The sequence below is a fragment of the Paenibacillus sp. 1781tsa1 genome, assembly GCF_024159265.1.
Lineage (GTDB): Bacteria > Bacillota > Bacilli > Paenibacillales > Paenibacillaceae > Paenibacillus.
In genome coordinates this window covers 1,561,693-1,586,817 of sequence record NZ_JAMYWY010000001.1, presented here as the reverse complement: position 1 = coordinate 1,586,817, position 25,125 = coordinate 1,561,693, and the positions used below count along the sequence as shown (strand labels likewise).

The 25,125-nt window shown below is 45.6% G+C and carries 15 protein-coding genes; 5 read left to right on the top strand and 10 right to left on the bottom strand.

What is annotated here, in order from left to right:
• Nucleotides 1-26 precede the first annotated feature (26 nt).
• Entirely contained in the window at nucleotides 27-821 is a 795-nt protein-coding gene (locus NKT06_RS06915; RefSeq protein ID WP_253431764.1) for a MurR/RpiR family transcriptional regulator, read from the top strand.
• 3 nt (nucleotides 822-824) lie between these two features.
• Here the strand turns inward: NKT06_RS06915 and NKT06_RS06910 are convergent, their stop codons facing one another.
• A complete protein-coding gene (locus NKT06_RS06910) occupies nucleotides 825-1,811 on the bottom strand; it encodes a Gfo/Idh/MocA family protein (RefSeq protein ID WP_253442425.1) in 987 nt (328 codons plus the stop codon).
• A 29-nt stretch (nucleotides 1,812-1,840) separates the two neighbouring features.
• On the bottom strand, nucleotides 1,841-2,854 hold the full coding sequence (locus NKT06_RS06905; protein ID WP_253431759.1) for a Gfo/Idh/MocA family oxidoreductase: 1,014 nt from the start codon (nucleotides 2,852-2,854) through the stop codon (nucleotides 1,841-1,843).
• Between the two features lie 240 nt (nucleotides 2,855-3,094).
• On the opposite strand from NKT06_RS06905, the gene NKT06_RS06900 reads away from it, so the two are divergent.
• Together NKT06_RS06900 and NKT06_RS06895 are read left to right on the top strand one after the other, a co-directional pair.
• Nucleotides 3,095-4,381 (top strand): DUF5050 domain-containing protein, encoded by a 1,287-nt coding sequence (locus NKT06_RS06900; protein ID WP_253431756.1) that lies wholly within the window; start codon nucleotides 3,095-3,097, stop codon nucleotides 4,379-4,381.
• A gap of 193 nt (nucleotides 4,382-4,574) precedes the next feature.
• Nucleotides 4,575-6,200: a helix-turn-helix domain-containing protein gene (locus NKT06_RS06895; RefSeq protein WP_253431753.1), complete on the top strand. Its 1,626-nt coding sequence runs from the start codon at nucleotides 4,575-4,577 to the stop codon at nucleotides 6,198-6,200.
• A gap of 126 nt (nucleotides 6,201-6,326) precedes the next feature.
• Here the strand turns inward: NKT06_RS06895 and NKT06_RS06890 are convergent, their stop codons facing one another.
• The gene (locus NKT06_RS06890) at nucleotides 6,327-6,902 is read right to left on the bottom strand and encodes a GbsR/MarR family transcriptional regulator (protein WP_253431750.1); all 576 of its coding nucleotides are present in this window, start codon (nucleotides 6,900-6,902) and stop codon (nucleotides 6,327-6,329) included.
• A gap of 499 nt (nucleotides 6,903-7,401) precedes the next feature.
• On the opposite strand from NKT06_RS06890, the gene NKT06_RS06885 reads away from it, so the two are divergent.
• Both NKT06_RS06885 and NKT06_RS06880 read left to right on the top strand, forming a co-directional pair.
• Nucleotides 7,402-8,631: a quaternary amine ABC transporter ATP-binding protein gene (locus NKT06_RS06885; protein WP_253431748.1), complete on the top strand. Its 1,230-nt coding sequence runs from the start codon at nucleotides 7,402-7,404 to the stop codon at nucleotides 8,629-8,631.
• Nucleotides 8,597-11,188 (top strand): glycine betaine ABC transporter substrate-binding protein, encoded by a 2,592-nt coding sequence (locus NKT06_RS06880; RefSeq protein ID WP_253431744.1) that lies wholly within the window; start codon nucleotides 8,597-8,599, stop codon nucleotides 11,186-11,188. Before NKT06_RS06885 ends, NKT06_RS06880 begins: the two co-directional genes overlap by 35 nt.
• A 612-nt stretch (nucleotides 11,189-11,800) precedes the next feature.
• On the opposite strand, the gene NKT06_RS06875 is transcribed toward NKT06_RS06880, so the two are convergent.
• The 7 genes from NKT06_RS06875 to rhaD all read right to left on the bottom strand — a co-directional run bounded on the left by NKT06_RS06875 (nucleotide 11,801) and on the right by rhaD (nucleotide 24,987).
• On the bottom strand, nucleotides 11,801-12,019 hold the full coding sequence (locus tag NKT06_RS06875) for an immunity 17 family protein (RefSeq protein ID WP_253431741.1): 219 nt from the start codon (nucleotides 12,017-12,019) through the stop codon (nucleotides 11,801-11,803).
• Between the two features lie 189 nt (nucleotides 12,020-12,208).
• A complete protein-coding gene (locus tag NKT06_RS06870) occupies nucleotides 12,209-17,767 on the bottom strand; it encodes an S-layer homology domain-containing protein (protein WP_253431738.1) in 5,559 nt (1,852 codons plus the stop codon).
• Between the two features lie 437 nt (nucleotides 17,768-18,204).
• A complete protein-coding gene (locus NKT06_RS06865) occupies nucleotides 18,205-19,563 on the bottom strand; it encodes an ABC transporter substrate-binding protein (RefSeq protein ID WP_253431736.1) in 1,359 nt (452 codons plus the stop codon).
• Between the two features lie 374 nt (nucleotides 19,564-19,937).
• Nucleotides 19,938-20,759 (bottom strand): carbohydrate ABC transporter permease, encoded by an 822-nt coding sequence (locus NKT06_RS06860; RefSeq protein ID WP_091015359.1) that lies wholly within the window; start codon nucleotides 20,757-20,759, stop codon nucleotides 19,938-19,940.
• Entirely contained in the window at nucleotides 20,756-21,718 is a 963-nt protein-coding gene (locus NKT06_RS06855) for a carbohydrate ABC transporter permease (protein ID WP_091015361.1), read from the bottom strand. The genes NKT06_RS06860 and NKT06_RS06855 overlap by 4 nt, the downstream gene beginning before the upstream one ends.
• A gap of 344 nt (nucleotides 21,719-22,062) precedes the next feature.
• Nucleotides 22,063-23,880 (bottom strand): APC family permease, encoded by a 1,818-nt coding sequence (locus NKT06_RS06850; RefSeq protein ID WP_253431733.1) that lies wholly within the window; start codon nucleotides 23,878-23,880, stop codon nucleotides 22,063-22,065.
• 261 nt (nucleotides 23,881-24,141) lie between these two features.
• Nucleotides 24,142-24,987: a rhamnulose-1-phosphate aldolase gene (gene rhaD, locus NKT06_RS06845; RefSeq protein WP_253431730.1), complete on the bottom strand. Its 846-nt coding sequence runs from the start codon at nucleotides 24,985-24,987 to the stop codon at nucleotides 24,142-24,144.
• Nucleotides 24,988-25,125: the final 138 nt, after the last annotated feature.

Sequence of the window (25,125 nt, the reverse complement as noted above, 5' to 3'; positions counted from 1 at the left end):
ATAATAGAGAGGGATGGAACAACCGCATGGAATCCAAACTGCTTCAAAAATTAAAATATACTCCACAATTAACGACACAGGAGAAGCATATCGTGGACTACATCCTGAACAACCCCGAAGTTGTATTTGATTCTACAGCCCATGAACTGGCTCAGCAAACCTATACAAGCTCGTCTACCATTGTTCGTCTATGCAAAAAGCTGGGTACCAAGGGGTACCCAGACTTTCAGTTAAAACTTGCTCTTGAATATCAACAGATACCTTCCGCGTTGCAGACGCTGAATTGTCCAATTGCAGAACAAGGCAACGTGCTTGCTGCCATCGACTCGGTTCCTTACCTGTATCAGCAGGCGCTGGAGGATACACGCCGGATGTTAAATGCTCCTATTTTGCTACGAATCTCTAACTGGGTCAAAGAATCTGGACGCATCGATATCTATGGCAGTGATATGAACTATTATCTAGCGCAACAGGCTTGTGCCAAGTGGAATGAACTCGGTATATCTGCGATTGCTCACAATAGTCCCAACATGCATTATTTGAACACGATCAATCCCAACAGCCTGACGTTGTCTTTTGTTATCTCGCACACAGGTGAGAACCAATCCATGATTGAAGCCGCCAAAGTACTGAGCAACAAACAGATGAAAGTCATTGCGGTCACAGGCAAAAACCATTCAACCCTGTCCAAACATTGTGATGAAACGTTACTGGCATATGGATACAATGAACAATTAAGGCTGTCCAAAATGTCTTCGATGGTTTCTGTACTTTATATTTTCGACATGTTGTACATGAGCAGCATTAGTGACACGTATTAACGATTACTGTATATCTGCTGCGAATACAATTCCGGCATCCTTACGCGCACCCATCAGTACACCCATCACAGACTGGCTGTGTTCCAGCAGTTCGTAACACCGGTTGTGATCCCCACTTGCATGGATGTCCCTGAACGCTTCCCACTCATAGTATAGCCAATTGGACTTGGTCTGGGCATTATACTCCTCAGCAGGCTCATTCCCGATCTGAAGCTTGATCTCCCGGCAACCGTTTGCTCCCCCGACAACGTGAAGATACCCTTTCTCTCCCTGAATGAGGACAAAGTTCATGCTGTTTGTATCTTTGGCACCCACACATTCCGCGATAAACTCTGGATATTGGAGAACCACTACTCCGGATGTATCAATGCCGTTTGCATGTTGGTTTGCGGTATACGATACGGCATTCGGACTGCCGAACAGATTCATGACCAGATGAAGATTATAAATATTGATATCCATCAGCGCTCCACCAGAAAATTGTGGATTAAATACATTCGGTGTCTGCCCTGCAAGCAGATCATTGTACTTGCGTGAGTATTGACTGTAGTTACATTGGATGAGTTTGATCGGACCAAGCTTTGGTAGTTGCTCCTGTATAACTTTGATATTGGGCAAATGAATGTTGGAGATGGCTTCAAACAGCAACAGATTCTTTTCTTTTGCAAGTGCAATCAGCGTTTCTGCTTCGTGAAGCGTGGACGTGAATGGCTTTTCACAGACGACATGTTTGCCATGTTGAAGTGCCTGATAGGCCTGTTCGTAATGCATGCTGTTCGGTGACGCAATATAAATGAGATCTACATTGGTATCTGAAAATAGGGATTCCAGGTCCGTATAGATGGTATCGACCTCATACTTCCCCGCAAGCTCCTGTGCTGTCTCTCTCTTCCGGGAGTACATCGCTGTACACGTAACATCATCCAGTTCATTTATCGCAGATAAAATGGCATCCACAATGGACCCTGTACCAATCGTTGCTATATTCATCATATCGTTTCGCTCCTGTCGTTGATGAATCACTTTGCTCTCTTCGCCGCTTCTACTCCGTCATGTAAAATATCCAATACATATAAAACCTCTTCATCCTTGACCGGTTTATCACCGTGATGTCGAATGGCTTGAAGTAGTTGATCATATAAGATGCCATAGTCCGTTGCTTCCGAAGGAACTTTCTCCGTATGTGATGTTCCCTCATCGTCCACATAACTAATCGTACCCCAATTATCCTCGGGTTCAGCTTCAATGGATACCCTGGTTCGTCCATCTCCAGTTTTCTTTTGATGTCCGCTGCTATATTTGACAAAGCTCCCTCGATCCCCGTGTACAATGAATTTCGGATGTTCGATCTTCACAAGCAGGCTGCACTTAATCGTGGCCTTCATTCGTCCATAACGAAAATCAATATCGATATAATCATCGGACTCACCTGGCGCGATTAAACTCCTAACATCATAATCAATTCGGTCAGCTACTCCATATATGGAGATCAATTGATCGATGGTATGCACCGCCAAGCCATGCAGCAGTCCGAATCCACTTCTCGTGTAATGCGGGTGAAAATAATCATAGTGGGACTGGATTTCAACCATATTCCCCAGTTTGCCACTCTCCATCACTTTTTTCAATGTCAGGAAGTCACCATCAAATCTGCGATTTTGATTCGCCATGGCGATGAGATTTTTACGTTTGGCCAGTTCAAAGATAGCTTTGGCTTCCGCAGAAGTGGAGGCAAAAGGTTTCTCGACCAGCACATGTTTGCCGTATTCTAATGCCAGCTTGGCGTATTCTACATGGCTATCCACATGGGTGGCGACAACCATCAATTCAATTTCATCGTCCTGCAATATATCTTCGATATGGGTCGAAAAAGTAATCTCAGGATAAAGTAGCTCACGCTCTGTATCGCCAACCCGATCTTCCTCGCGACGGTATATCGTTTTCACCTTGATATTTTCTTTCTTCTCCAGATAAGGCAAATGATAATTCACCACTGCGTTCCCAAATCCGATGATCGCCACATTCATTAACATGATCGCTCACTCCTCTGCTCTGGTTGAATGTTATGTTATCACGATCAAGTCAGGCGGAGAATGCTTTGGAACCGGATTGGTAGCATCATTCGCAATTTGATTTCAAGTTGGAATGTGCATGAAATTCAATTTCATCCTCTGTTTTTTTCATGTATGAGACCTAACATATCTTCCATAGTTTACCGATATAACATAAGGAAATAACGACATACATACACGAACGAAGGGGACGAGGAAAGCATGAAAACAGGGTATACATACGTACAACGCACCATCTGTACATTGCTGTTATTTACACTCATTGCAGCAGTGACATTCGGAGGCGGGGGCGCAGCCCAGGCAGCTTCACTTAGCCAATCTACTGTGTATTATGAGTCCGACGGCGTTTTGTACAAAGTATCCGCGGATGGAAGCAATACAACAGAAGTATTAATTGATTTCCAAGGTGTGGACTTGCTCGCGGCAGGTTCTTATCTCTACTACACACAGACTGCTTCTTCCACAACGTTACTTCGGGTTCCGAATGACGGGTCCAGCGATGCGGCAGAGACATTTGCAACAGATGTGCTCAGCTATTATACGGATAACGGATTCATCTATTATCTGGATGCTACAGGCACGATTTATCGAGCTAATGGCAACAGTGATGCTTCAACTGTCACCAAGATTGCTGACAAGGCCGATACCGATTTTCCGTTTCTCGTGGTAGCCAAGGGGCGGGCTTACTATAATGCACTGGTTAATGGAAACACCTGGATCGTGTCCAAAACGTCCAACGGTTCTGGAGCTGTGCAGCGGATTGCCGCAGGCGCAGTGGAAGGTCGTTATTTTACGAATCAAGCCAAAAACGAACTGCAACTGATGGTTAATACAGACCCATACGAGCAGTACTACTCCACCAATGCTGTTGTCATGTATAAGGTGAATTACAACACGGGCAAAGCCACTGCGGTTAATCCAAAAGCGAAACTGGATGTGAACGCTGTATATTCCGGTGGCTGGGGAAACAATCTTTATGTGTATAACAAGGGAATCGATCTCGACAACAATAAGGATTACAATTATGCCAAAGGCAAAGCGTTTGCGTTAACAACTTCAGCCAAAACACTTCAGCTTCATAACAAAAGCGTTCGGGAAGTAAGTGCCCTAGGTACAGACAAGGTTGTCCTTATTGATGCAGACAAGAAGGCTTATGCCAAAACGGTCTCCGGCAACAAAGTAACCAAGTCCGCCAACCTGAACCTGAACAATGTAACGTATGTTGCGAATCAATTGACCAACGGCACACCTACGGCTGCTTACATCTCGGGCAACAACGGTCTCTATTCGGTCAATACTGCTCTCAAAGTAACCAAACTTACCAGTGACGAATGGGATGCATTCCATATTAGAGATGATGTTGCGGGCCTGTTCTATATCAATGCCAAAGATCAATATCGCTTGTATCACGTGCAAACGGGTGGAACAGGAAAAAAAGTACTAAGTGACGTTTTCCTCGACAATATTCTATTGGTAACACCGTACTAACTTACTAACATATCCTGTTGATTCAAGCATGTAGCTCATTCTACGGACTTGTCCATAATAAAAAGGATTACCTGGTAGCCATAACGGCTCTTGGTAGTCCTTTTTTGGTTGTCGAGAACTATTTTAAAAAACATCTTCCATATGAGAATGATAATTGTTATCATTAAGAAAATAAGACAAAAGGATGGTCCGTATGACTGAACAGTTTCCCTTCATTGCTGAAACCTCATCTCTACCGCTCCTCTCCTCCATGTGCCGTGTGCGTCGGGGGGAGAATTTCCGTGTGCAAGGCATGACGGTATCCCGGCCCATGCTCTGTCTTATTTTGCAAGGAGACGGTGTTCTGGTCCTGAATGATACAGTCTATACGGCTCAAGCGGGCAGCTTATTTGTACTGAAGCCAGATACAACCATTGAGGCCGCTGCACGCTCTAATGTGACTGAATTTATATTGCTAAGCATGGATACGGTTCGTTTGCAGCAAGTGCGAGGTGAGTGGAAAATGACCTCTTCACCTGACTTCCCGCTGGATTGGCAAACAGGCAGGTTGCTGGTTCGTCACGAACAGCAGGCTGTATCACGTTTGGAACAACTGTATGAAACCTATCGGGGCTGTCAGCCAAATCACTTTATCAGCATACATAGCCAATTACATGAACTACTGCAGTTTCTCTCGGAGAACCGGCTGGAAGCCAATCATGAGAAAGTAGACCCTGCTTTGGAACGCAGTATTATGTATATGCGACGCTACATGAGTGAAGGAATCAGCATGGATCAGCTTGCCAAGATCGCTGGTCTTACGCCCAGCTCCTATTCACGCAGTTTCAAGAAGGCCAAAGGCATGTCGCCGACCGATTATCTGAATCGTTTACGTATAGACGAAGCCAAAAAACAGTTGTCAGCGGAACCCTGTGTCCTCAAAGACGTCGCGGTATCTGTCGGGTATGGCAACGAGTATTATTTTAGCCGCAAATTCAAACAAACCTTGGGGATTGCTCCCAGCGTGTATATGAAAAAAGATCAACTTCGCGTAGCTACAGCATCCATCATGGGACTCCATGAGAATCTGGACTCGCTTGGACTGCGCCCGGTAGCTGTGCTTGAAGGAGTTCTTGACCGAGAACCGGATGAATATGAACAAGAACGCCGATTAACCAGACAATTAGATCAACTTCGGCAGGCGAAGCCCGATTTGATCATCGGGGACTTTTACCACAAGCCCTATTACGATCACCTGAAAAGTATTGCACCCACCATCATCTTGGAGTCCACGGATGACTGGAAAGAGAACCATCTTCGCCTAGCCGAACTGGTCGGACGTGAGAAGCAAGCGTTGCTGAACTTCAAGGAACTTGAGTTTCGCAAGCTCGAAGCAAGCCTGAACCTACCATCTTATTTCGGACAAAAACGGTTGGCGCTGATGGAGATTACGAATCAGTTCATCCGATTACAGGGGACTGGCGAGCATCCATTAAATCACTTGTTGTATGCTGAATTGGGAATCCTGCCTGCCCAACTTGTATCTCCCGACATCTCCCGGAATGATTATGCAGCAGATAGTATCCCCATGCTGGACACGGATTATCTGTTGATCCACCGTGCTTCGCTTCAGCCTGCCAGTGAAAAGGTGTTCCGGCGCATGAAGCAAACGCCATCCTGGAATCGTTCCCCTGCCGTGTTGCATGGTAATGTTCACGATATCTCAGATTGGCAACGGTTATGCTGGACTCCGGCTGGCCAAATGCAGATACTAAATGAACTGCAACAGATCTCACAGCATTCTGTAGCCTTTCCTCATGCAGGTCTGATTGGACATTAAACGAGACTATCAGCTTGAAACGATGTGGAATTTTTTCTTTTTCATCGTGTTCCTTCATTAATATAAAGAGAGTATATAACAAACCAAAAGGCCCCTCCTGTGACGGAAAGGGCCTTTTGCATGTAATTATGAGTGTTCCTTGATCTCTTCTTTTGGAACAAGCTTATATATCTCTTCATTTTCCATGGTATCGATTAACCGATCCAACCATTTGTAGTATGCTTCCGCTTGCAAAATCTTATGTTTGTCTTCCATCAGGATGTGGATCAGTTCAGCATCCGCCTCTTCATCCAGATCTTCGACTAACCGATTCATTTCTTCAATTGATTTTCGCAGAACCTGCAGATTACTCTCCACGGCTTTTCTCCATTTAATGGCAAAATAATCCGTAAACGTCTGATGCCAGTCATATTCCACTTCATATAGGTCTTTCCTGGAGCCCTTGCTCCACACTTTATTCACCATCTTCAAATCCAGCAGTGTTCGTACACCTGTACTCATACTCGTTTTGCTCATTTCCATTTCCCGTCCCATATCGTCAAGGGTCATTGGTTTGTCTGCAAAAAATAGCAATCCATATAAGTGTCCCGTAGACAGCGTAACGCCGTAAAGATCCATATTACGTCCAATGGCTTCGATGACACGCTTACGAATCTTCAGCACGGATGCCTGCTGTTCCTCTTGTAAATGGTCCAAGCCCATGCTTGCAACCTCCATTCTGAACATTCCACAGTCTTGGCAAAATAATTGCAACACTTTAAAGTCCTGCTTACATGGGAAAGCATCCGGCCGGACATCCTATATGCCAGAGGGCTTTCTTTCACCCAATGTATGAAAATGGGAACTTTACCAGGCTACATTTGCCTATGACTATCTTTTAACCAAAAAATTCAGCTTCAATTCAGCTCATTTTCTATTGTAGGAAAAGCAATGTCAAATGTAAAGCTGCCTTATTAGCCAGAAAAAGGAGAACGACGGAGTATATGGACGAAAAACTTTGTACAGTTTTTACTGTACAAACATTATGTACTGTTTATTCAGTTGATATACTGGTTAAGTATTGTTAGTATTAAAAACGTTACCCAGAAAGACGGGAAGCGAAGCAACAATTACCGGATTTCGTGGCTGGGCGCATAAGTGTATGGGCTTATGGATGCTGAAAGCCGTTCGAAGTGCACAACACATCAGAAGGGGTGAAAACATGACCATACTTGAAGTGAAAAACGTAAGTAAATTGTTTGGACCCCAAACCGAGCAAGGTCTGCAATTACTGGAGCAAGGTTGGGGGAAAGAAAAGTTGGCCAAAGAAAAACAGATAACGGTTGGTGTCAACCGGGTCAACATGGATATTAAGGAAGGCGAAATCTTCGTTATTATGGGACTGTCCGGGAGTGGTAAATCCACACTGGTTCGGATGTTTAATCGTCTGATTGAACCAACATCCGGAGAAATTCTGGTCCATGGTAAGGATCTACGCAAGATGAACAAAGAACAATTGCGCGAAGTGCGTCGGAAAACGATCAGCATGGTCTTCCAGAAGTTTGCGTTATTCCCGCACCGTACCGTTCTTGATAATGTGGAGTATGGATTGGAAATACAGAAAGTAGATAAGGAAGTACGCCGCGAAAAGGCGAAAACCTCACTTGAGCTGGTCGGCCTTAAAGGTTGGGAAGACAAAATGCCAGATGAACTCAGTGGCGGGATGCAGCAACGTGTCGGTTTGGCCCGAGCACTTGCCAATGACCCGGAAGTACTATTGATGGATGAAGCCTTCAGTGCACTTGATCCATTGATTCGCCGTGATATGCAGGATGAATTAATCGAGCTTCAGGATAAAATGAAAAAGACCATTATTTTCATTACCCATGACTTGGACGAAGCGCTGCGCATCGGCGATCGGATTGCACTCATGAAAGACGGCGCAGTTGTGCAGATTGGTACACCGGAAGAAATCATGATTCAACCGGCCAACTCATACGTGGCCCGCTTCGTCGAAGACGTGGATCTGTCCAAGGTCCTTACAGCCTCTCACGTAATGCGTCGCCCTGAAACCATTACGCTTGACCGTGGTCCTCGTGTTGCCCTCGAATTAATGCGCGAACGTGGTATTTCCAACCTGTTTGTCATTGACCGTTCGAAAAAACTGCTTGGTGTCATCACAGCTGAAGATGCTACCCGTGCGATGCGCGAAAATAAAGTATTGAACGACATTCTGATCACGGACGGGCCGACTGTTGCTCCTGAGACCCTGATTCATGAATTGTTCGAAATGGTAAGCTCAGCCCATGTGCCTCTCGCTGTTGTTGGTGAGACTGGCCGTCTGCAAGGTGTTATCGTCCGCGGTGCCCTGCTGGGTGCACTTAGCGGTGAAGTTGCAGTAAAGGAGGAACTTGTGAATGATTCCCAAAATACCACTAGCATCGTGGATTGAATCCATCGTTGACTGGATGAGCTCCTCGCTCTCCGGATTGTTTAATGTCATCTCTGTTGTTATTCAGGCAGTGGTCGGATTCTTCTCCGGGCTGTTCATGTTGCCCCATCCGCTTCTGTTCATTGCGATACTGGGTGTTCTAGCGTTCCTTGTGGGTCGCCTCCCACTTACCCTATTTACGGTGATTGGATTCTTGCTCGTAGATAACCTCGGGTACTGGTCCCAATCTATGGACACACTCGGCTTGGTTATTACTTCAGGATTAATCTCCATTCTGATTGGGGTTCCAGTCGGAATCTGGCTGGCATATAGCAAAACTGCAGCACGCATTATTACACCGCTGCTTGACTTCATGCAGACAATGCCTGCATTTGTCTACTTGCTGCCTGCGGTTACATTCTTTAGCCTTGGTGTCGTTCCAGGTGTTATCGCATCCGTTATTTTTGCGATTCCACCAACGATTCGTCTGACTCATCTGGGTATCAGACAGGTATCTGGCGAATTGGTTGAAGCAGCTGATGCTTTCGGCTCGACTTCCATGCAAAAGTTATTTAAAGTACAGCTCCCCCTCGCTCTGCCTACCGTGATGTCCGGTATTAACCAGACGATCATGCTGTCACTATCCATGGTTGTTATTGCATCCATGATCGGTGCACAAGGTATTGGTGCGGAAGTCTATCGTGCGGTAACACAGCTGCAAATCGGTAAAGGTTTCGAAGCCGGTCTAGCCGTTGTTGTACTCGCGATTGTATTGGACCGTTTTACACAAAATCTGTTTATGCCAGGTCGCAAAAAGACCTCACGCGTTACAGCAAAGCAAAAAGCATGGATCACGGCTGCAGCTACATTCCTTGTGCTTGTCGCTGGTTTCTCACAATACTTCGTTGGTGGCACAACTTCCGCTGGTGGCAACAATTCAGCAGCCAATGCTGTAGGTGAAGAAGTAAATTATCAGATTATTGGTATCGATCCAGGGGCTGGTATCATGAAGTCTGCTGCAAAAGCGATTGAAGACTATAAACTGACTGACTGGACTCTTATTGAAGGCTCTGGTGCAGCCATGACAGCCACGCTGGACAAAGCGCTCAAAAATGAAGAACCAATCATCATTACAGGTTGGACTCCGCACTGGATGTTCAACAAATATGATCTAAAATATTTGGAAGACCCTGAGAAATCTTTCGGTGATGCTGAAGAAATTCATACCATCGCTCGTAAAGGTCTGAAAGAAGATCACCCTGTTGCGTTTGAATTCCTGTCCCGTTTCCAATGGACATCGGATGAAATGGGTGAAATGATGACTGCCATTCAGGATGGCACATCCCCAGAAGAAGCCGCGAAAGCATATGCTGAGAAACATGCCGATCAGATTGCTGAGTGGACCAAAGGTCTGACTCCAGTGAACGGTGATGCATTCAAACTTAGCTATGTGGCTTGGGATTCCGAAATCGCAAGTACCAACTTGCTGAAATATGTGATGGAAAACAACTTGGGTTATAAAGTTAATGCTCTTCAAGTCGAAGCTGGACCAATGTGGACGGGTGTTGCCTCAGGCGACGTAGATGCCTCTCCAGCAGCTTGGCTGCCATTGACTCACGCAGACTACTGGGAACGTTACAAAGACCAGGTAGACGATCTGGGTGCCAATATGACAGGTGTACGCACAGGCCTCGTGGTTCCTAAATATATGACTGAAGTGAACTCGATTGCAGATCTGGAGACAGGTGCTACTTCTTCCTCCGCTCCATCGGCAAGTGCCAATGTGGGTAAAGAGGTCAATCATCAAATTATCGGTATCGATCCGGGTGCCGGAATTATGAGATCTACAGCAAGTGCCATTGAGAAATACGGTTTGTCTGACTGGAAACTGGTTGAAGGTTCAGGAGCCGCAATGACAGCTACGCTGGATAAAGCAGTTAAAAATAAGGAACCGGTCATCGTTACTGGTTGGACACCGCATTGGATGTTCAACGCATATGACCTGAAATATCTGGAGGATCCGGAAGGCGTTTACGGTGAAGCCGAACAGATTCATACCATTGCCCGTAAAGGGTTAAAGGAAGACAAACCTGTCGCTTATGAATTCCTTGACCGCTTCTCTTGGACAACTGAAGAGATGGGTGAGATTATGATCGCTATTCAAAATGGAGAAGATGCTCAGCAAGCTGCTGCCGCTTATGCAGAAAAGCATAGTGACCAGGTGGCTGAGTGGACCAAAGGTCTAACTCCAGTGAATGGTGACCCCATCAAACTAAGTTATGTAGCCTGGGACTCCGAAATCGCAAGTACCAACTTGCTGGAGTATGTTCTGAAGGAAAAACTCGGTTACAATGTAACTTCTCTTCAAGTTGAAATCGGTCCAATGTGGACGGGCATCGCCAACGGTGATGTAGATGCTACACCAGCCGCATGGTTACCACTTACTTCATCCGATTATTACAACAAGTATAAGGATCAGATCGATGATCTGGGTCCGAATATGGACGGTGCCAAAACAGGTCTGGTTGTACCAACCTATATGGACATCAACTCTATTGAAGATTTAAAAGATAATTAAACCAGTTTGAGATGGTTAAACCTGAATCTGGTAAAAAGACCACCGAAATTTTTCGGTGGTCTTTTTGAGTGTAACTTTTACTTGGGAAAGTCTTCAAACCTAATGAAAACCTCAATGTACCTGAAATGCCGTTAAAGAGGGTTGTCTCCCTTTCAATGAAAGGCTTCGCTCTCTGGAAGGGATCTGGTGAGCTACACACTCACGGTTGGAGCAGAACAAGTACAAGTGCTAACGAATCGGAGACGCCTTATTCAAGGATATGAAGTGATTCCAGAAATCTAAAGAACCTGAGACACGCTATATCAGAATAAAACAGTCGTTTGCAGTGTTTTTGACAGGGATTCCAGCAAATAAGGTGTCTGATGTTCCTTACTTTGTAAAAAGAAGAGCTGAAGGCGAAATAAGTCGTCCTGAGTTCCTTAGAAAATCGGCTCCCTTTCCCCAGGGGATAAGGCTTGGGCTTCAAGACATTTTTAAATGGTAATCTCCACCCCTAAGTAACCTCGAATCTCAAGCATAAAACTAAACGTACTAATCGTTGCCTTCTACATTAAAGGCTGTGAAACTGAATTATGTACTCGGGCTCTACATTTTTTTCTTTCTTCTCTATTCCTACACTTTACCAATCAGTAACAGCAGTACACCAATGACAATCAGGACAACACCGAGAATACCATATACTACTCTTGCGCCCTGCCGTCCAATGGTCTTCACAAAGATCCCTGCTCGAAAGCTCTTCATAAACCAGTCCCAGTTGTTAATTCCTCCGAGCAAACTAAAAATTCCTGCTGCGATGGCAAATAGTGCGATTAATACCGGTTGATCTTGCATGTTAACACTCCTTCCATATAATTCCGTCTACTATACCTTCCTCTGGTAAAAATGAACAGTCATTAATTAGTAAAAAAACAGCTTGCAGATGAAGGTCTGCAAGCTGTTTTCAATAGTGTAAAGGAGTTTAGCGCTTAAGGTTAAAACTGGTTTTAGCTTCCTTTTCATAGGAAAATTGAATAGTCTTTATTATTTCGCCTGCAACTCACTTGCCGACAATAGCAGGGTCACCACTTCAGCACGTGTTGCTTCGGCGAGTGGGTTAAATCTATTTTGCCCTGTTCCCTTCACCAGTCCTGCATCATATGCCGCAGCGATATACGGAACAGCCCACGTTGGTACTTTATCTGCGTCTGCGAAACTCAGTGTCGGATTGGACTGTACCGGAAGACCGAGTGCTCTGACGAGCATAACCGTCATCTCTACCCTCGATACTTTGCCCGATGAACGGAAGGTATCATCCGTATACCCGCTAATGATGCCTTGTTCCACTGCCTGAGCAATAAAGGTTTGCGCCCACGCAGGTATGCCAGCCGCATCCTTAAACGTCAATACCTTGTTGCTTGCTGGAAGTTCAAATGCTCTTCCCAACATAACAATGAATTCGGCGCGGGTGGCTGGTGCATTCGGACGGAAATTACCATCCTGATACCCGTTCACAATTCCCCGGGAAATGGCCTGCTCAATGGCAGCCGCAGCCCAGTGATTCCCGATATCTTTCAGGTCTACAACCGGAGTGGTTGGATTCGTACCTCCTCCATTACCAGGAACGGTTGGCGTAGTAGGGTTCGTAGGGGTGGTTGGAGTTACCGGCTGAGTAGGTGTTGTAGACCCTCCACCACTGTTACCACTGCCCGGATTACTGCCATTATTGCCACCACCATTACCAGGATTGCTTCCATTTCCGTCTCCAGGAAGCGGCTTGCCCTTAAGATCCGTACTGCGTCCTTCCGTCTTTTGATCAACTGTACCTACACGGTCCAGATGTTCATGGAAGATTTCATAATCGACCAGATTCAATTCGTAGAATCGATTATCATCTTTCGCCGTTCTCATCGCACGATAGAAATCTCCACCGTTAGCCATGAATGAATTGGTAGCAACGATATAATACCCGTTCGGATCGATATCCGAGTACGTCCCATCTGCATTTTTAATCTGAACTTTGACCATACGTTGCCCGACTTGGGTCACGGTGTTGGTCGTGGCATCAATTTTTTCGCCTGGTTTCGTGGAATCGTAGTAGAACCGCATGCCTGCCACTTGCGGGAAGCGCCCTTCTCCCGTTTCCACACCACTAACGCCATTTTCCAGCGCGGCTGTGATTTCTTTACCTGTCATTTTCAACGCAGACAGATTATTCCCAAATGGCATCACAGTCAAGAGATTACCCAGCGTAATATCACCTGTCTGGAATGAAGCTCGAATGCCACCACCGTTCTGAATTGCGACGTATCCTTTGACATCATTCTCCTGCACAATGGATTTCACTTTTTCCAGCATACCGTCTGTCATCAGGTTTCCTAAATTGGTTTCCTGTTTCCGCACAGTACCACGTTCTCCATCCAGGAAGACATTTGTTTTACCGATAACGGTTTTCTTGAATTGTTCCAACAGTGGAGCATACTCTTTCAGCTTGTTTGCGGCTTCCACATCATCAGCATAGACGAATTGACCGTTAGCATCTTTCGCATCCAGGCTCAGCAATTTGCCGTTCCACTTTTTCAATATACCTGCTTCATCAAACGTAACATCCAATTGACCAAGAGACACGTCATATTCACCAGTTTGTACAACCAAAGTTGGGTCCGCATGGGTATCCACCAAAACGGGTGCGTTCAGAATGGTGTGTGAATGCCCGCCTACCACAATGTCGATTCCTTCTACGGCCTCAGCCAATTTGAGATCTTCTGAGTAGCCTAAGTGAGTCAAAGCAATAATTTTATTGATACCTTCATGTTGCAGCATCTGTACAGTTGCTTGTGCACTTGCTTTATAATCTACAAACTTCAAGTCATCTCCCGGCGAAGAAAGAGATACCGTGTCCGGTGTCGTCAGTCCGAAAATTCCGACTCGCTCACCGTTCAGTTCCGTAATAATTGCCGGATAAATCTCGGATTTTTCACCCGGATTTCCGATGTTATTGTTGTACAAACCACTCAAATTCGCCTCTTTTGAATAATCAATATTGGCGCTCACAAATGGGAATTCTGCTTTTTCAATAAATGCTTTCAATACGCTCGGACCTTTGTCAAACTCATGATTACCGAAGGTCATGGCATCGTATCCGATCATGTTCATGAACTCCAGATCAGCCAGACCATTAAACAGATTGAAGTACAATGTGCCAGAGAAAACGTCCCCTGCATCCAGCACCAACGTGTTATCATTGCGCGCTTCCTTGATTGCGGTTACTCGGCGTGGGATATTATCCAGATGCGCATGGGTATCATTCGTGTGCAGTACGCGCAGGTTGAAGTCCCCTTCTTCCACCGGCTCTCCGATACTTAATTGGGCGAGCAGCGGATCATGATCACTCACCCGTCCATCTGCTGTCTCAAAATCGGCATTCACATGCACCACTTCGATGGCTGCCGTCTCAGTCAGGTTTTTACTCACCAGAATATGATCCAGTGTCTGAGAATTACCATCATAGATATAGGAGTAGCGCTGATTTTCTGGCAGTTCGTTTACCAGATTGTCCAATTCATTACCCTCAACAATGTTCAAAGTATTTGAGAATTGGAAATCATTGAAGTCGCCGAGAACAGCGACATTTACCTCTGGGTCTTTGTTCAGCAACTCTTTCACAAAGCCATTCACCAACGCAGCTTGCTTCGCACGTTGAACTTCACTGCCTCGAGTGGCAGGCTGTATGCTTCCAAACGGTTTCAGGTCTCCACCTTTGGAATTGAAGTGGTTGGCAATCACCACCACACGTTCACCATTGAATTCGAATTCCGCAGCAAGCGGTTTGCGAGAGCTGGCGAACGCCTCGTCTTCCGGTGCAATACGACCTGGGTTATTAGATAGACTACCGTCAGCGCCTACCTGAATTGCTGTTGTCGCATTACCTTTAATTCCTTCTTTCAAGGACACACGTGATTCATTATATAAGAACCCAACTCGAATGTTGGCACCTGGTGCTCCGCCATCCTTGTTATTTTCCGGAGCGATATCTGTGTATTTATACGTGGGACCACCTCTGGCAGCAATCGCATCAATTAAAGTCTGAAAGCTCGCATCCGCAGCAGTTGTTCCGCTGTCGGTTGCTCCATCATTATCTTGCACTTCCATAATGCCGATAATATCTGGATTTTTCAGATTATTCACAACAATGCCGCCAATTTTAACCGCTCTAGCCCCATCCTTTTGACTGAAATTCTCTACATTGAACGTTGCAATCGTTAATTTGTCATCCTTAGGTTGAATATTTGTTATGGCTTGTGCAAGAGAATTCGGCGTGATTGCCGGAAGATTGCCCTCAGGAATCACTTTAAAGTTCCCATTGGAGTATGTCATAACCCCTTTAACAGAGCCATCCAGCTTGTCTCCCGTTTTGACCGCTTGGGATGGTTTTTTATTGATGAACAGCCGTTGCGGATTAAGTGAACTCTCAAACGGCTCTACACCATCTCCTGTCAGAATGACACCACCCGCAGGAGTGCGCAATGGATTGTTCGCACCATTATCTACAACAACAGCGAGACCCGGTTCACTGGAATACGGACCGATAATGGTAGCATTATCGAGTTGTACTCTCATTCCTTCTAGACTCTCATAAAAGTCAATAGCATCCTTATCCGGATTAAACTCGCCGAATTGATCGGAATCAATTACAGTAGGAATCATTCGGCCGTTAGCACCCAAAACCACAGGTTCAGGCAGATCTTTATTACTATCTTCAACCGTAATCGCTGTAGCCACTATTTCTGTTGTCGCCAGCTCGGTCGTTGCTGTCGCATATTCCTTCACTTGACCGGATACGCTGACTTTGTTGCCTACAGCCATGCCATGAGTCGATTTATAAATAAGGATACCCTCAGATGTTTTTATGTCGTCATCTTCCATGCCAGGAATCTCCTGCATATAGAACGAACTTGCATTGACAATATGAGTCACAATACCTTCAACATTTTGCACAGCCAGACCGTCATAAAGGGAGTTATGAGATGCTCCTTGTATATCGTGAATTCTTAGATTGTTTAGTTCCTGAAGAACTTTGTAAGTAAAGCTATATACATCACTTGTATTTCCACCTGATACGGCGATCGCTTTAACAACCATATCTTCGTCTACAGTGATCGGGCCATTATAAATCGTAGATGTTTGGGTTGGTTCTGTTCCATCAACCGAATAATATATTTCCGCTCCTGCTGTTGGTGAGGATAAGGTCACGGTTGATCCTTTGACAATACCGCCCGACGGAACACTAGCTGTAACAGAAAGCAGATTTTCGACAACATCCGTTGCTGTACGCGGGATTAGTTCCAAACCATAGCTTGTGTGGTAAGTCATGACACCTGTCACTTTTTCGTATGTTTTGCCTGTTGCTAGTGCAGTGGGGCTATTTTTGGCATAGATCGTGATCTCACCACCATCGATATCTGTCGCAAAAAAGGTGGAACTACTGCTTCTTGTCACTGTAACCCCATTAACTTCGACAAGCATTCCTTCATAAATGCCGCCCGCACCCTTACCTCCGCCTTCAGCAGGTGTAAAATCCTTGGAAGTCAATACAAGCGGTTCAGGAATTTCTTGTGCTTTGTCTAAAATCTTGATGTATCCGCCTGGAAATCCTGCTTTATCCTTCTCGATCTGGAGCAGACCGTTATAAATGGTGAGCGGACCATATGCTTCTATCCGGTCACCGGGCTCCACGGTTGAATCCGTGCCCCGAATGACGATACCGGCATTCTCATCCTGAATGTATAGATTCGCCATCCCTCCGGATTCCTCTCGGTAGGTGACAATCCCCTGAACGGTAACCGAAGCGTTTTCCGGTTTGTTTCTGGCATCAGAGATTGAGATTGGTGTATTGTCCACGATGGTGTAATTAAATAAAGCAATTGCACTATCCAGCAAGCCTTCTTTATGTGCATAAGCTTCAATGTGTAAAGCATCATTTACCGTGATGGGAACTGTGTAAGGAAGAAATGTATTATCATCATTTAACTTGTAATATACGGCAGCACCGACTGTAGTTGTTCCTAAAGTCACCTGTGTTCCTGCCGGAACTTCCCCTGGAGATGGGTTAGCTGTAACATTGGCTACTTCCGTTTCCGGTGTGTCATCAATGAGTTGAAAGGTTGTTGATGCAACGGAGCGAATACCTTTAGAAGTGAAATATTGAGATAACGTACCGTTGTTAATACGCACTTTGGATTGATACAAGGAGGGATTGCTTAGTAGTCCGAACGTGCTGCGAGGAGCAGATGTGGGTACTTGAACAGGCATCATTTTGCTAATATCTTTTTCGGTTGGACTATCCGCAATAGCAAAATTGGTGTCTACAGTAAAGGGTGGATTCGAATTTACACTTGGACCGTTGCTGTAGGTCCCTACAACATAACCTTCAACTGTAGCGGTTGAATCATCCGAACCAAGAGCGAGCGCCTGTGTAACCGTTAATGGCTCGTCTGCTGCGGCGGCTTTGCTGTTGAATAAGCCAGCAGGTATAGCTCCGGTAATCAACAGCACAACAGCTAAGAATAATCGAAGCCAACTCTTTATTTGCTTACTTTGCATCTTTTTCCTACCCCCATGTTATGAATTTTCAATCATTTGTTCAGACAGCTTGTACATTAGTTCAAATATAAGATAACTGAATAACAGACTGGTGTAAACAATATTTCTTCACTATGAAAGAAAATAGAACATATACATCACAGAAATATATTAAATCTTATAATATTCTTTCGAATAGGACTAAATTTCGGCACTAATTGTGACTTTTTGAACCTTACATCTCTCATTCCTGTGCACAAAAAACTAATTTGAGTCAGTTAAACTAACATGAAGAATATAAACTTTATCTTCTTTCGACATTTTGTGATAACACATACGACTCCATACATCATGAAAAATCCAACTTAAGTCTCACTGGTTAAAATCCATAAAATCATAAAGACACGACGATCAGGAATGATCGCCGCATCTGGTTGTAATGTGAGATTAGCCTACAGTTATTTCTTCACCGTACTGTTATATTGCGCAATCTTGTCTGTAATTTGTTTAGCTGCTGCATCCAATGCTTCTTGTGGTGTACCTTGTCCATTCAGGACGGTTTCAATCGCTCCTTCGACAAGTTGTCGAGCTTCCGGGAATACGCCCATCACAGCCCCGGATGTTGCTGTCGAATCTGCTGAAGCGTGTAATTGGTCGACGGCTGTCTGGAATTGCGGGTACTTCGCCATATTATCCTTTAATACTTGCTCATTGTAGGCTGCTGTCGTAATAGGGAAGTATCCTGTCGCCACACTCCAATTCGCTTGAACCTCTGGTGTAGCCAAGTACTTGATGAATTCCCATGCCGCTTGTTGTTGTTCTTCCGATTTGTTGTTCATGATGTACAAGCTTGCTCCACCCACCACAACGCCGCCTTCTTTGGCATCAGCCGGACGAGGAAGGAAGCCTGTTCCCAGTTCAAACTTGCCACCTGAACCTTCTACGATTTTACGCAGGCCAGCCGTGGAATCCAGGGTCATACCAATCTGCTGAGCGGTAAATGCTGCTGTTGTATCGTCTGTGCTACGTCCCAGATTGGAGAGGGTTTTCTCGTCAATCATCTTTTTCCACCACGTTAACGTCTTCACGCCTGCTTCGGAATTCAGCAGAGACTCTGTAGCTGTTTCGGTTCTTCCGTTACCATTGTTTACATAATCTGCATTCTGGTTTGCAAAGAATTGTTCCATAAACCAGCCGTAGATCGCCATGGACGCACCTGGCTTACCGTCTTTCGCCAGTGCTTTTGCTGCTTGCTCAAACTCTTCATACGTCTTCGGCGGGTTCTCCGGGTCCAGACCTGCTGCTTTAAACATATCCTTGTTGTAGTACAGGATCGGGTTTGATGTGTTAAACGGCATGGCATTCAATTTGCCATCGATGGTGTAATATCGGATGATGTTTGGCTCCAATTGAGACAGATCAAACTGGTCCTTGTCAATAAACTGCTGTACCGGCGTGATCATGCCGGAATCGATCATGAACTTGCTGCCAATCTCATAGACCTGGATAATGTCCGGACCGCTGTCTGAGCCCATGGATGCTTTGAGTTTGTTCAGACTCTCATCGTACTTCCCTTGATAAATGGGCTTCACCTGAATGTCTGGATGACTGGCGTTAAAGTCGGAGGCGAGTTGATTAATGGCTTTCTCTCCAGCACCGGACATGGAGTGCCACCACGTCAGTTGTGTTGTTTCGGCGGCAGCCGCTTCTGCTTGAGCTCCACTCGCCGGGCTGCTTATTTCAGCTTTTGTTCCGCACGCGGAGATGACCAACATGAGTGCTGCCAGCATTAATGCAAATGTTCCTTTTTTTTTCAACCGAAATCGCTCTCCTTTTATATGGCTCGCGTAATCATAAGTGCATAGGTGCTGCAAGATGGCCGTTCCGGATATGAATCGTTCTTTTGATCGCTGTTATCCCCGGATTTTTTCATTCCCCCTCTCAAAGGGGAAAATCCGGTGATAAAGGCGAACGCTTCGCTTCTTCAGAATCGATTCTTCTCCTTCACTACTTTTGCAGCTCTTCAAGAGACTTATTGAAAATGTGAGCCTCATTTATTCGCTCCTGGTATCCAATCCTTAAGACCTTGTACGAAGATACAAGGTTTAATTCAAAACCTCTAAATTAAAATCTTTAGATCAAAACCTTCAGAATTTCAATTTCATTTTAATAGTTTTAAACTTTTCTTTTCTCACCCCTTCAGTGCGCCTGCGGCCATTCCGCGGACAAGCTGCTTCAACCCGAATATCAATAACAGTAAGGATGGTAGAATCACCATTGCGGTTCCGGCAAATACCAGATTCCACGCGGTGGATTCCTGGAACTCCAGCATCGAGATCCCGATCTGTGCGGTTCTCATCTCCGGTGTATTTGTCACCAGCAGCGGCCAAAGATACGAATTGTACATGCTTAAGAATGAATAGATTGCCAGTGTACCAAGTGCCGGACGGGACAAAGGCAAGACATGCGATATGAAATAGCGAATATGACCACAACCGTCGATCCTCGCTGCCTCGAACAACTCCTTGGGCAGCTGCATGAAGAACTGTCTGAGCAGGAATGTACCAAACGCCGTTGCCAGAAATGGCACTGTAAGCCCTTGATAACTATCCAGCCAACCCCAGCTGCGAACCGTGAGGTAATTTGGGATCATGGTTACTTCCCATGGAATCATCATCGTTGCGACAAACATGCTGAAGATGACGTTTTTGCCTTTGAACTGCATTTTCGCAAAAGCATAGGCCGCCATACTCGCTGTAATCAATTGACCAATTGTTGTCAGTCCTGCGACAAGGAAGGTATTACCGATAAATCGACCGATCGGAACAATATCGAATACTTCGCTAAAGTTGGACAGATCGATGGAATTTGGAATGATATGCGGCGGATAAGCGCTCGCATCTTCCGGCGTCATGACAGCCATGAAAAAGGTGTACATCACCGGATACAGCACAAGCGCTGCACAGATCGTCAGTAATCCATACAACAGCGTTTTGGTCCAAGTTGCACTCATTGGTAATGCACTTTCCTTTCTACCCATTTGAACTGGATCAGGGTCAGCAGCATAATCACCACGAACAGGATCAGTGCCTGTGCACTACCTGTACCAAAGCGGAAATTAACGAAGGCTTCCTGATAGATGGAATAGACGAACACATTCGTACTATCCATCGGGCCACCCCGGGTTAGAATGTTGATCTGACCGAACGATTGAAAAGCACCAATAATCGATACGACCGTAACAAAAAATAACGTTGGTGACAGTAGCGGCATTGAGATTTTACGAAACGTAAGCAATGCTCCTGCGCCATCAATCTTGGCACTCTCGTAGATCTCATCGGGTATGCCTGCCAAACCACTAGATAGAATAATGTAGTTAAATCCGAGGTTCATCCAGATGGTCATGATGGAGATCGAGATCAATGCCCAGTCCGGGCTGGTAAGCCAGGGGATTGGGTCAATGCCTACTTTGCCAAGCAGATAATTCAGCATGCCCAGGGTCGGATGGAATAGAAACTTCCAGATGACCGCTGAAGAACCGACCGATAATACCACGGGCAGAGAGAACACAAATTGGAATACACGCATTCCCTTGAAACGGTTGTGAGTCAATGCAGCCAGAATCAGAGCAGCCAGCATACCCGTAGGTACTGTAAACAGGACAAATAGTAACGTTACTTTCATGCCTTGCATAAACAGTCCCGATTGGAACACCGCCTTGAAGTTATCCAGCCCCACGTAAGCCGCAATCTGCCCCGTCGGATCTGTGGAATGCAGACTGAGGTACACGGACTTAAACATCGGATAAAACAAAAACACTGCAAACAAAAGCAGCGATGGTGCCAGGAAACCATAGGCCAGCAGATTCTCCCGCATTCGCTGCACACGCAGCGAGGTTGCCCGGCGCTCACTCGTACCGGATACGCGCCGTTTGGCCGCGGGCAAGCTGATCCGGTTATCAAGCTCACTCATCGGATTTTCTTCCCCCTTGTTTCACGCATTCAGTGTGTGTGAAAGGTTACATCCACTTCAGCACCACGTTATCTAGTGTAAGAGTCGAATGTCACAGCAAAATTCATTCTGAATCAACGTAACGTTAATCATAGACAAGGGACTTTACGCAAATGTGCATCCATACGAAAGCGGTATCTAGACCGGATTTCACGACAAAAAAACCGCAAGAACTCTCCTTTTTGGAGATATCCTTGCGGTTCGATGTGTAAATGGAATATGAACGTATACCTATTAAAGAACGTGACTCATTTTACAATAATCTGTAAATCTTCCAAACGGGGTGAAGCGTTGAACCGTTCGAGTTAACGATTAAGATGATATGGCACCGTGGTGACAATCACGTCTTTATAATTGATCAGATAGGCCCGGATCATGAAGCTGGTCTGGTTGTGCAGTACATTTTGCCACCAGTGCTTGGTGATGAATTGCGGAATCAATACGGTGATGTGATCGGTCTCTGCCGTTTTCCACTCTACGGTATCAATGAATTTCTTCAGCGGCCCCATAATGCTGCGGTATCTCGATTTGATCACGACCAGACGAACACCTGGATTCCACTCTTCCCACTTCTGCTCCATCTTGCGTATGGCCTCATCATCGAATCCAATATACAGCGCAACCACGTGATCCGACATCGTCTGCGCATAACTGATTGTATTCATGACGACCCGGGTAATGCCTGCGACAGGAATGATAATGGTATTGCCTTTGTGGGCTGGTTTTTCCACCTGAATGTCAATTCGCAGCTCATCAGCAATGTTGCAATAGTGACGGTGAATGCGCATAAATACATAGACAACGACCGGCAAAAAGATAAAGATGACCCATGTCTGCGTGAACTTGGTGAAAATAAAGATCAGGGTAATCGATAATGTAGTCAGCATACCGACCGTATTCACGAGCAGTTTCATCTGCCAGCCGGACGGCTTGACTTTGATCCAGCGAATCATCATGCCGAGCTGTGACAGGGTAAATGGAATGAACACCCCTACCGCATAGAGCGGAATCAGGCTTTCCGTATTTCCTTTGAACCCGACCACCAGCAGCGCAGACATCACACTAAGAAAAATGATCCCGTTCGAGAAACCAAGGCGGTCTCCTCTGACCATAAATGCATGCGGCATGTATTTGTCCTTCGCCATCATGAAGGATAGTAGCGGGAAAGCCGAATATGCTGTGTTGGCAGCCAGGAACAGGATTAGTGCCGTTACACCCTGAATGATAAAATACATCGTGCCCCTGCCAAACGTCGCTTCAGCAATCTGGGAAATGACCGTTGCTTTGGGATCAGGCTTCACTCCGTACCCATAAGCCAGTAAGGTGATGCCGATGAACATGGCTCCTAATATACAACCCATAAGCAGTAATGTACCCGCGGCATTTTTCTCGGCAGGCTGCTTGAAGTTCGGGATCGCGTTACTTACCGCTTCCACGCCAGTCAAGGCCGAACATCCGGAGCTGAATGCTTTCAATAACAGAAACATACTCACATGGGATAGACTTGTTCCGAATTCTGGTGCAGCTGCTTCCATGCCCCCGGCAAGAAATTTGATTCCGCCCGAGATAATCAGAATTGCAATCGAAAAGATAAACAGATATATGGGGATCGCCAGCACAGACGCCGACTCCGTCACTCCCCGCAGATTCATAATCGTTAGAAAAACAATCATAATGAGTGCAATCACAACACTGTAGTCATGCAGCATAGGAAAAGCCGATGTAATCGCATCCGTGCCTGCGGACGAACTTACCGCAACGGTCAAAATATAATCGACCAGCAGAGATCCTCCGGCGATCAGGCTGGATGTTGTACCCAGGTTATCCTTGGCTACGATATAAGCGCCGCCCCCTGTTGGATAAGCAAATATCGTCTGGCGATAGGAAAAAATTAAAATGACGAGTAATCCCAGCACGGCGATTGAAATCGGAACAGAGTACCAAAGGGCGGCGAATCCGGCCGCTACGAGCACCAGCAAAATCTGTTCCGTACCGTAGGCAACGGACGATAAGGCATCAGAGGACAGGATGGCGAGTGCCTTCCATTTCCCTAATTTTTCTCCATCCAGTTCAGCCGATTTCATTGGCTTGCCTATTAAGATTCTCTTCATTTTGCCAAGCATGATCATAACTTCCTTCCGTCTCTCATCTGTGAAGCATTGTTATTATGCAAAATCGCAGAGCCGTTGACAATACGTCATTTCACCCGAATTTCGCAAGCGCGTGATAATGGATTCTACGATTCAATAATCGATAACAAAGCCATCCTTTTTCAGCAATTTGAACTTTTTTGAACCAAAACGACGTTTGCTCGTCAAAAAAAAGGAAATGGTCTTCGGTTCAATGAACCAAAGACCACTTCCTTGATCTATGCGTTGACTATGTTAACTGCCGAGAATACCAGGACGAGGGATGACACCAAACGCTTGCGCCAGGGTAGTCAGCTGTTCATCCGTAATTCTCTGCCGGATCTCGTGACCAGCAACCAGCATATACACCTGTGCTGCCTTCTCAATGGTCTCAATCAGCCCAAAAGCCTCGTCAATCGTTGTACCTGTTCCAAAGATGCCATGTTGCGGCCAGATGACCGCGTGGTATTCCTTCATTTTCTCAGCCGTTTCCCGGCCAATCTCGTTCGACCCAGGAATCATCCATGGAATAATGCCAATGCCATCCGGGAATACAACTACACACTCGGTGCACATCTGCCAGAGGGTCTTTGTGAATTTCGCCTCATCCAATTCGTGGATAAACGTCATGGCCAATACATGAGTGGCGTGGTTGTGCATAACAACCCGGTGGTTCGGGTCCAATTTCAAACGTTCAATGTGGCTCATGAAATGCGTAGGTAATTCACTCGTTGGATTCGCCCCCGACTTCAATCCCCAGAGTACTTCCAGCTCCTGTCCATCTTGCGATACACGCAGCAATCCCAAATTGCTCTCGGGATCAGCGAGTACATTTTTGAAATATTTGCCCGATGCGGTCACGATAACATACTTGCCTGCCAGCTCCTGCACCGAAAATGCCGGTTTAATCTTGCGAATCACATGATGGATATCGATATATTGGGCAACTTCCTCTTCCTCCAGCAGATAGCTGACATTACCGCCATTGCGCTCATCCCAGCCATTTTTCCACATATGCTGTGTAATCTCGGCCATCTCTCGAACAAATGGAATATCGAAACCTGCAGCCTGTGTTGTGTCATTCGTAAGGGTCACGTTCATGATCAATCTCTCCTTATATTAAAAATCATATGCTTGCCACGTACAAGGTAAGTTCCTTTTTTCACATTCATTATACCTTTGTTTATCTTTGTTAGTCAATAACAAACACAGAATATTCTTTTATTTATTTTTGATCAC

Bases quoted from the DNA above. Each gene is read 5' to 3' on its own strand.
- NKT06_RS06890 (WP_253431750.1), bottom strand. From the start codon at position 6,902: ATGGGCTTGGACCATTTACAAGAGGAACAGCAGGCATCCGTGCTGAAG.
- rhaD (WP_253431730.1), bottom strand. From the start codon at position 24,987: ATGAACGTGACCCTTACGAATGACACAACACAGGCTGCAGGTTTCGAT.
- NKT06_RS06900 (WP_253431756.1), top strand. From the start codon at position 3,095: ATGAAAACAGGGTATACATACGTACAACGCACCATCTGTACATTGCTG.
- NKT06_RS06860 (WP_091015359.1), bottom strand. From the start codon at position 20,759: ATGAGTGCAACTTGGACCAAAACGCTGTTGTATGGATTACTGACGATC.
- NKT06_RS06855 (WP_091015361.1), bottom strand. From the start codon at position 21,718: ATGAGTGAGCTTGATAACCGGATCAGCTTGCCCGCGGCCAAACGGCGC.
- NKT06_RS06880 (WP_253431744.1), top strand. From the start codon at position 8,597: ATGATTCCCAAAATACCACTAGCATCGTGGATTGAATCCATCGTTGAC.
- NKT06_RS06885 (WP_253431748.1), top strand. From the start codon at position 7,402: ATGACCATACTTGAAGTGAAAAACGTAAGTAAATTGTTTGGACCCCAA.
- NKT06_RS06910 (WP_253442425.1), bottom strand. From the start codon at position 1,811: ATGAATATAGCAACGATTGGTACAGGGTCCATTGTGGATGCCATTTTA.
- NKT06_RS06850 (WP_253431733.1), bottom strand. From the start codon at position 23,880: ATGCTTGGCAAAATGAAGAGAATCTTAATAGGCAAGCCAATGAAATCG.
- NKT06_RS06905 (WP_253431759.1), bottom strand. From the start codon at position 2,854: ATGTTAATGAATGTGGCGATCATCGGATTTGGGAACGCAGTGGTGAAT.
- NKT06_RS06870 (WP_253431738.1), bottom strand. From the start codon at position 17,767: ATGCAAAGTAAGCAAATAAAGAGTTGGCTTCGATTATTCTTAGCTGTT.
- NKT06_RS06895 (WP_253431753.1), top strand. From the start codon at position 4,575: ATGACTGAACAGTTTCCCTTCATTGCTGAAACCTCATCTCTACCGCTC.
- NKT06_RS06915 (WP_253431764.1), top strand. From the start codon at position 27: ATGGAATCCAAACTGCTTCAAAAATTAAAATATACTCCACAATTAACG.
- NKT06_RS06875 (WP_253431741.1), bottom strand. From the start codon at position 12,019: ATGCAAGATCAACCGGTATTAATCGCACTATTTGCCATCGCAGCAGGA.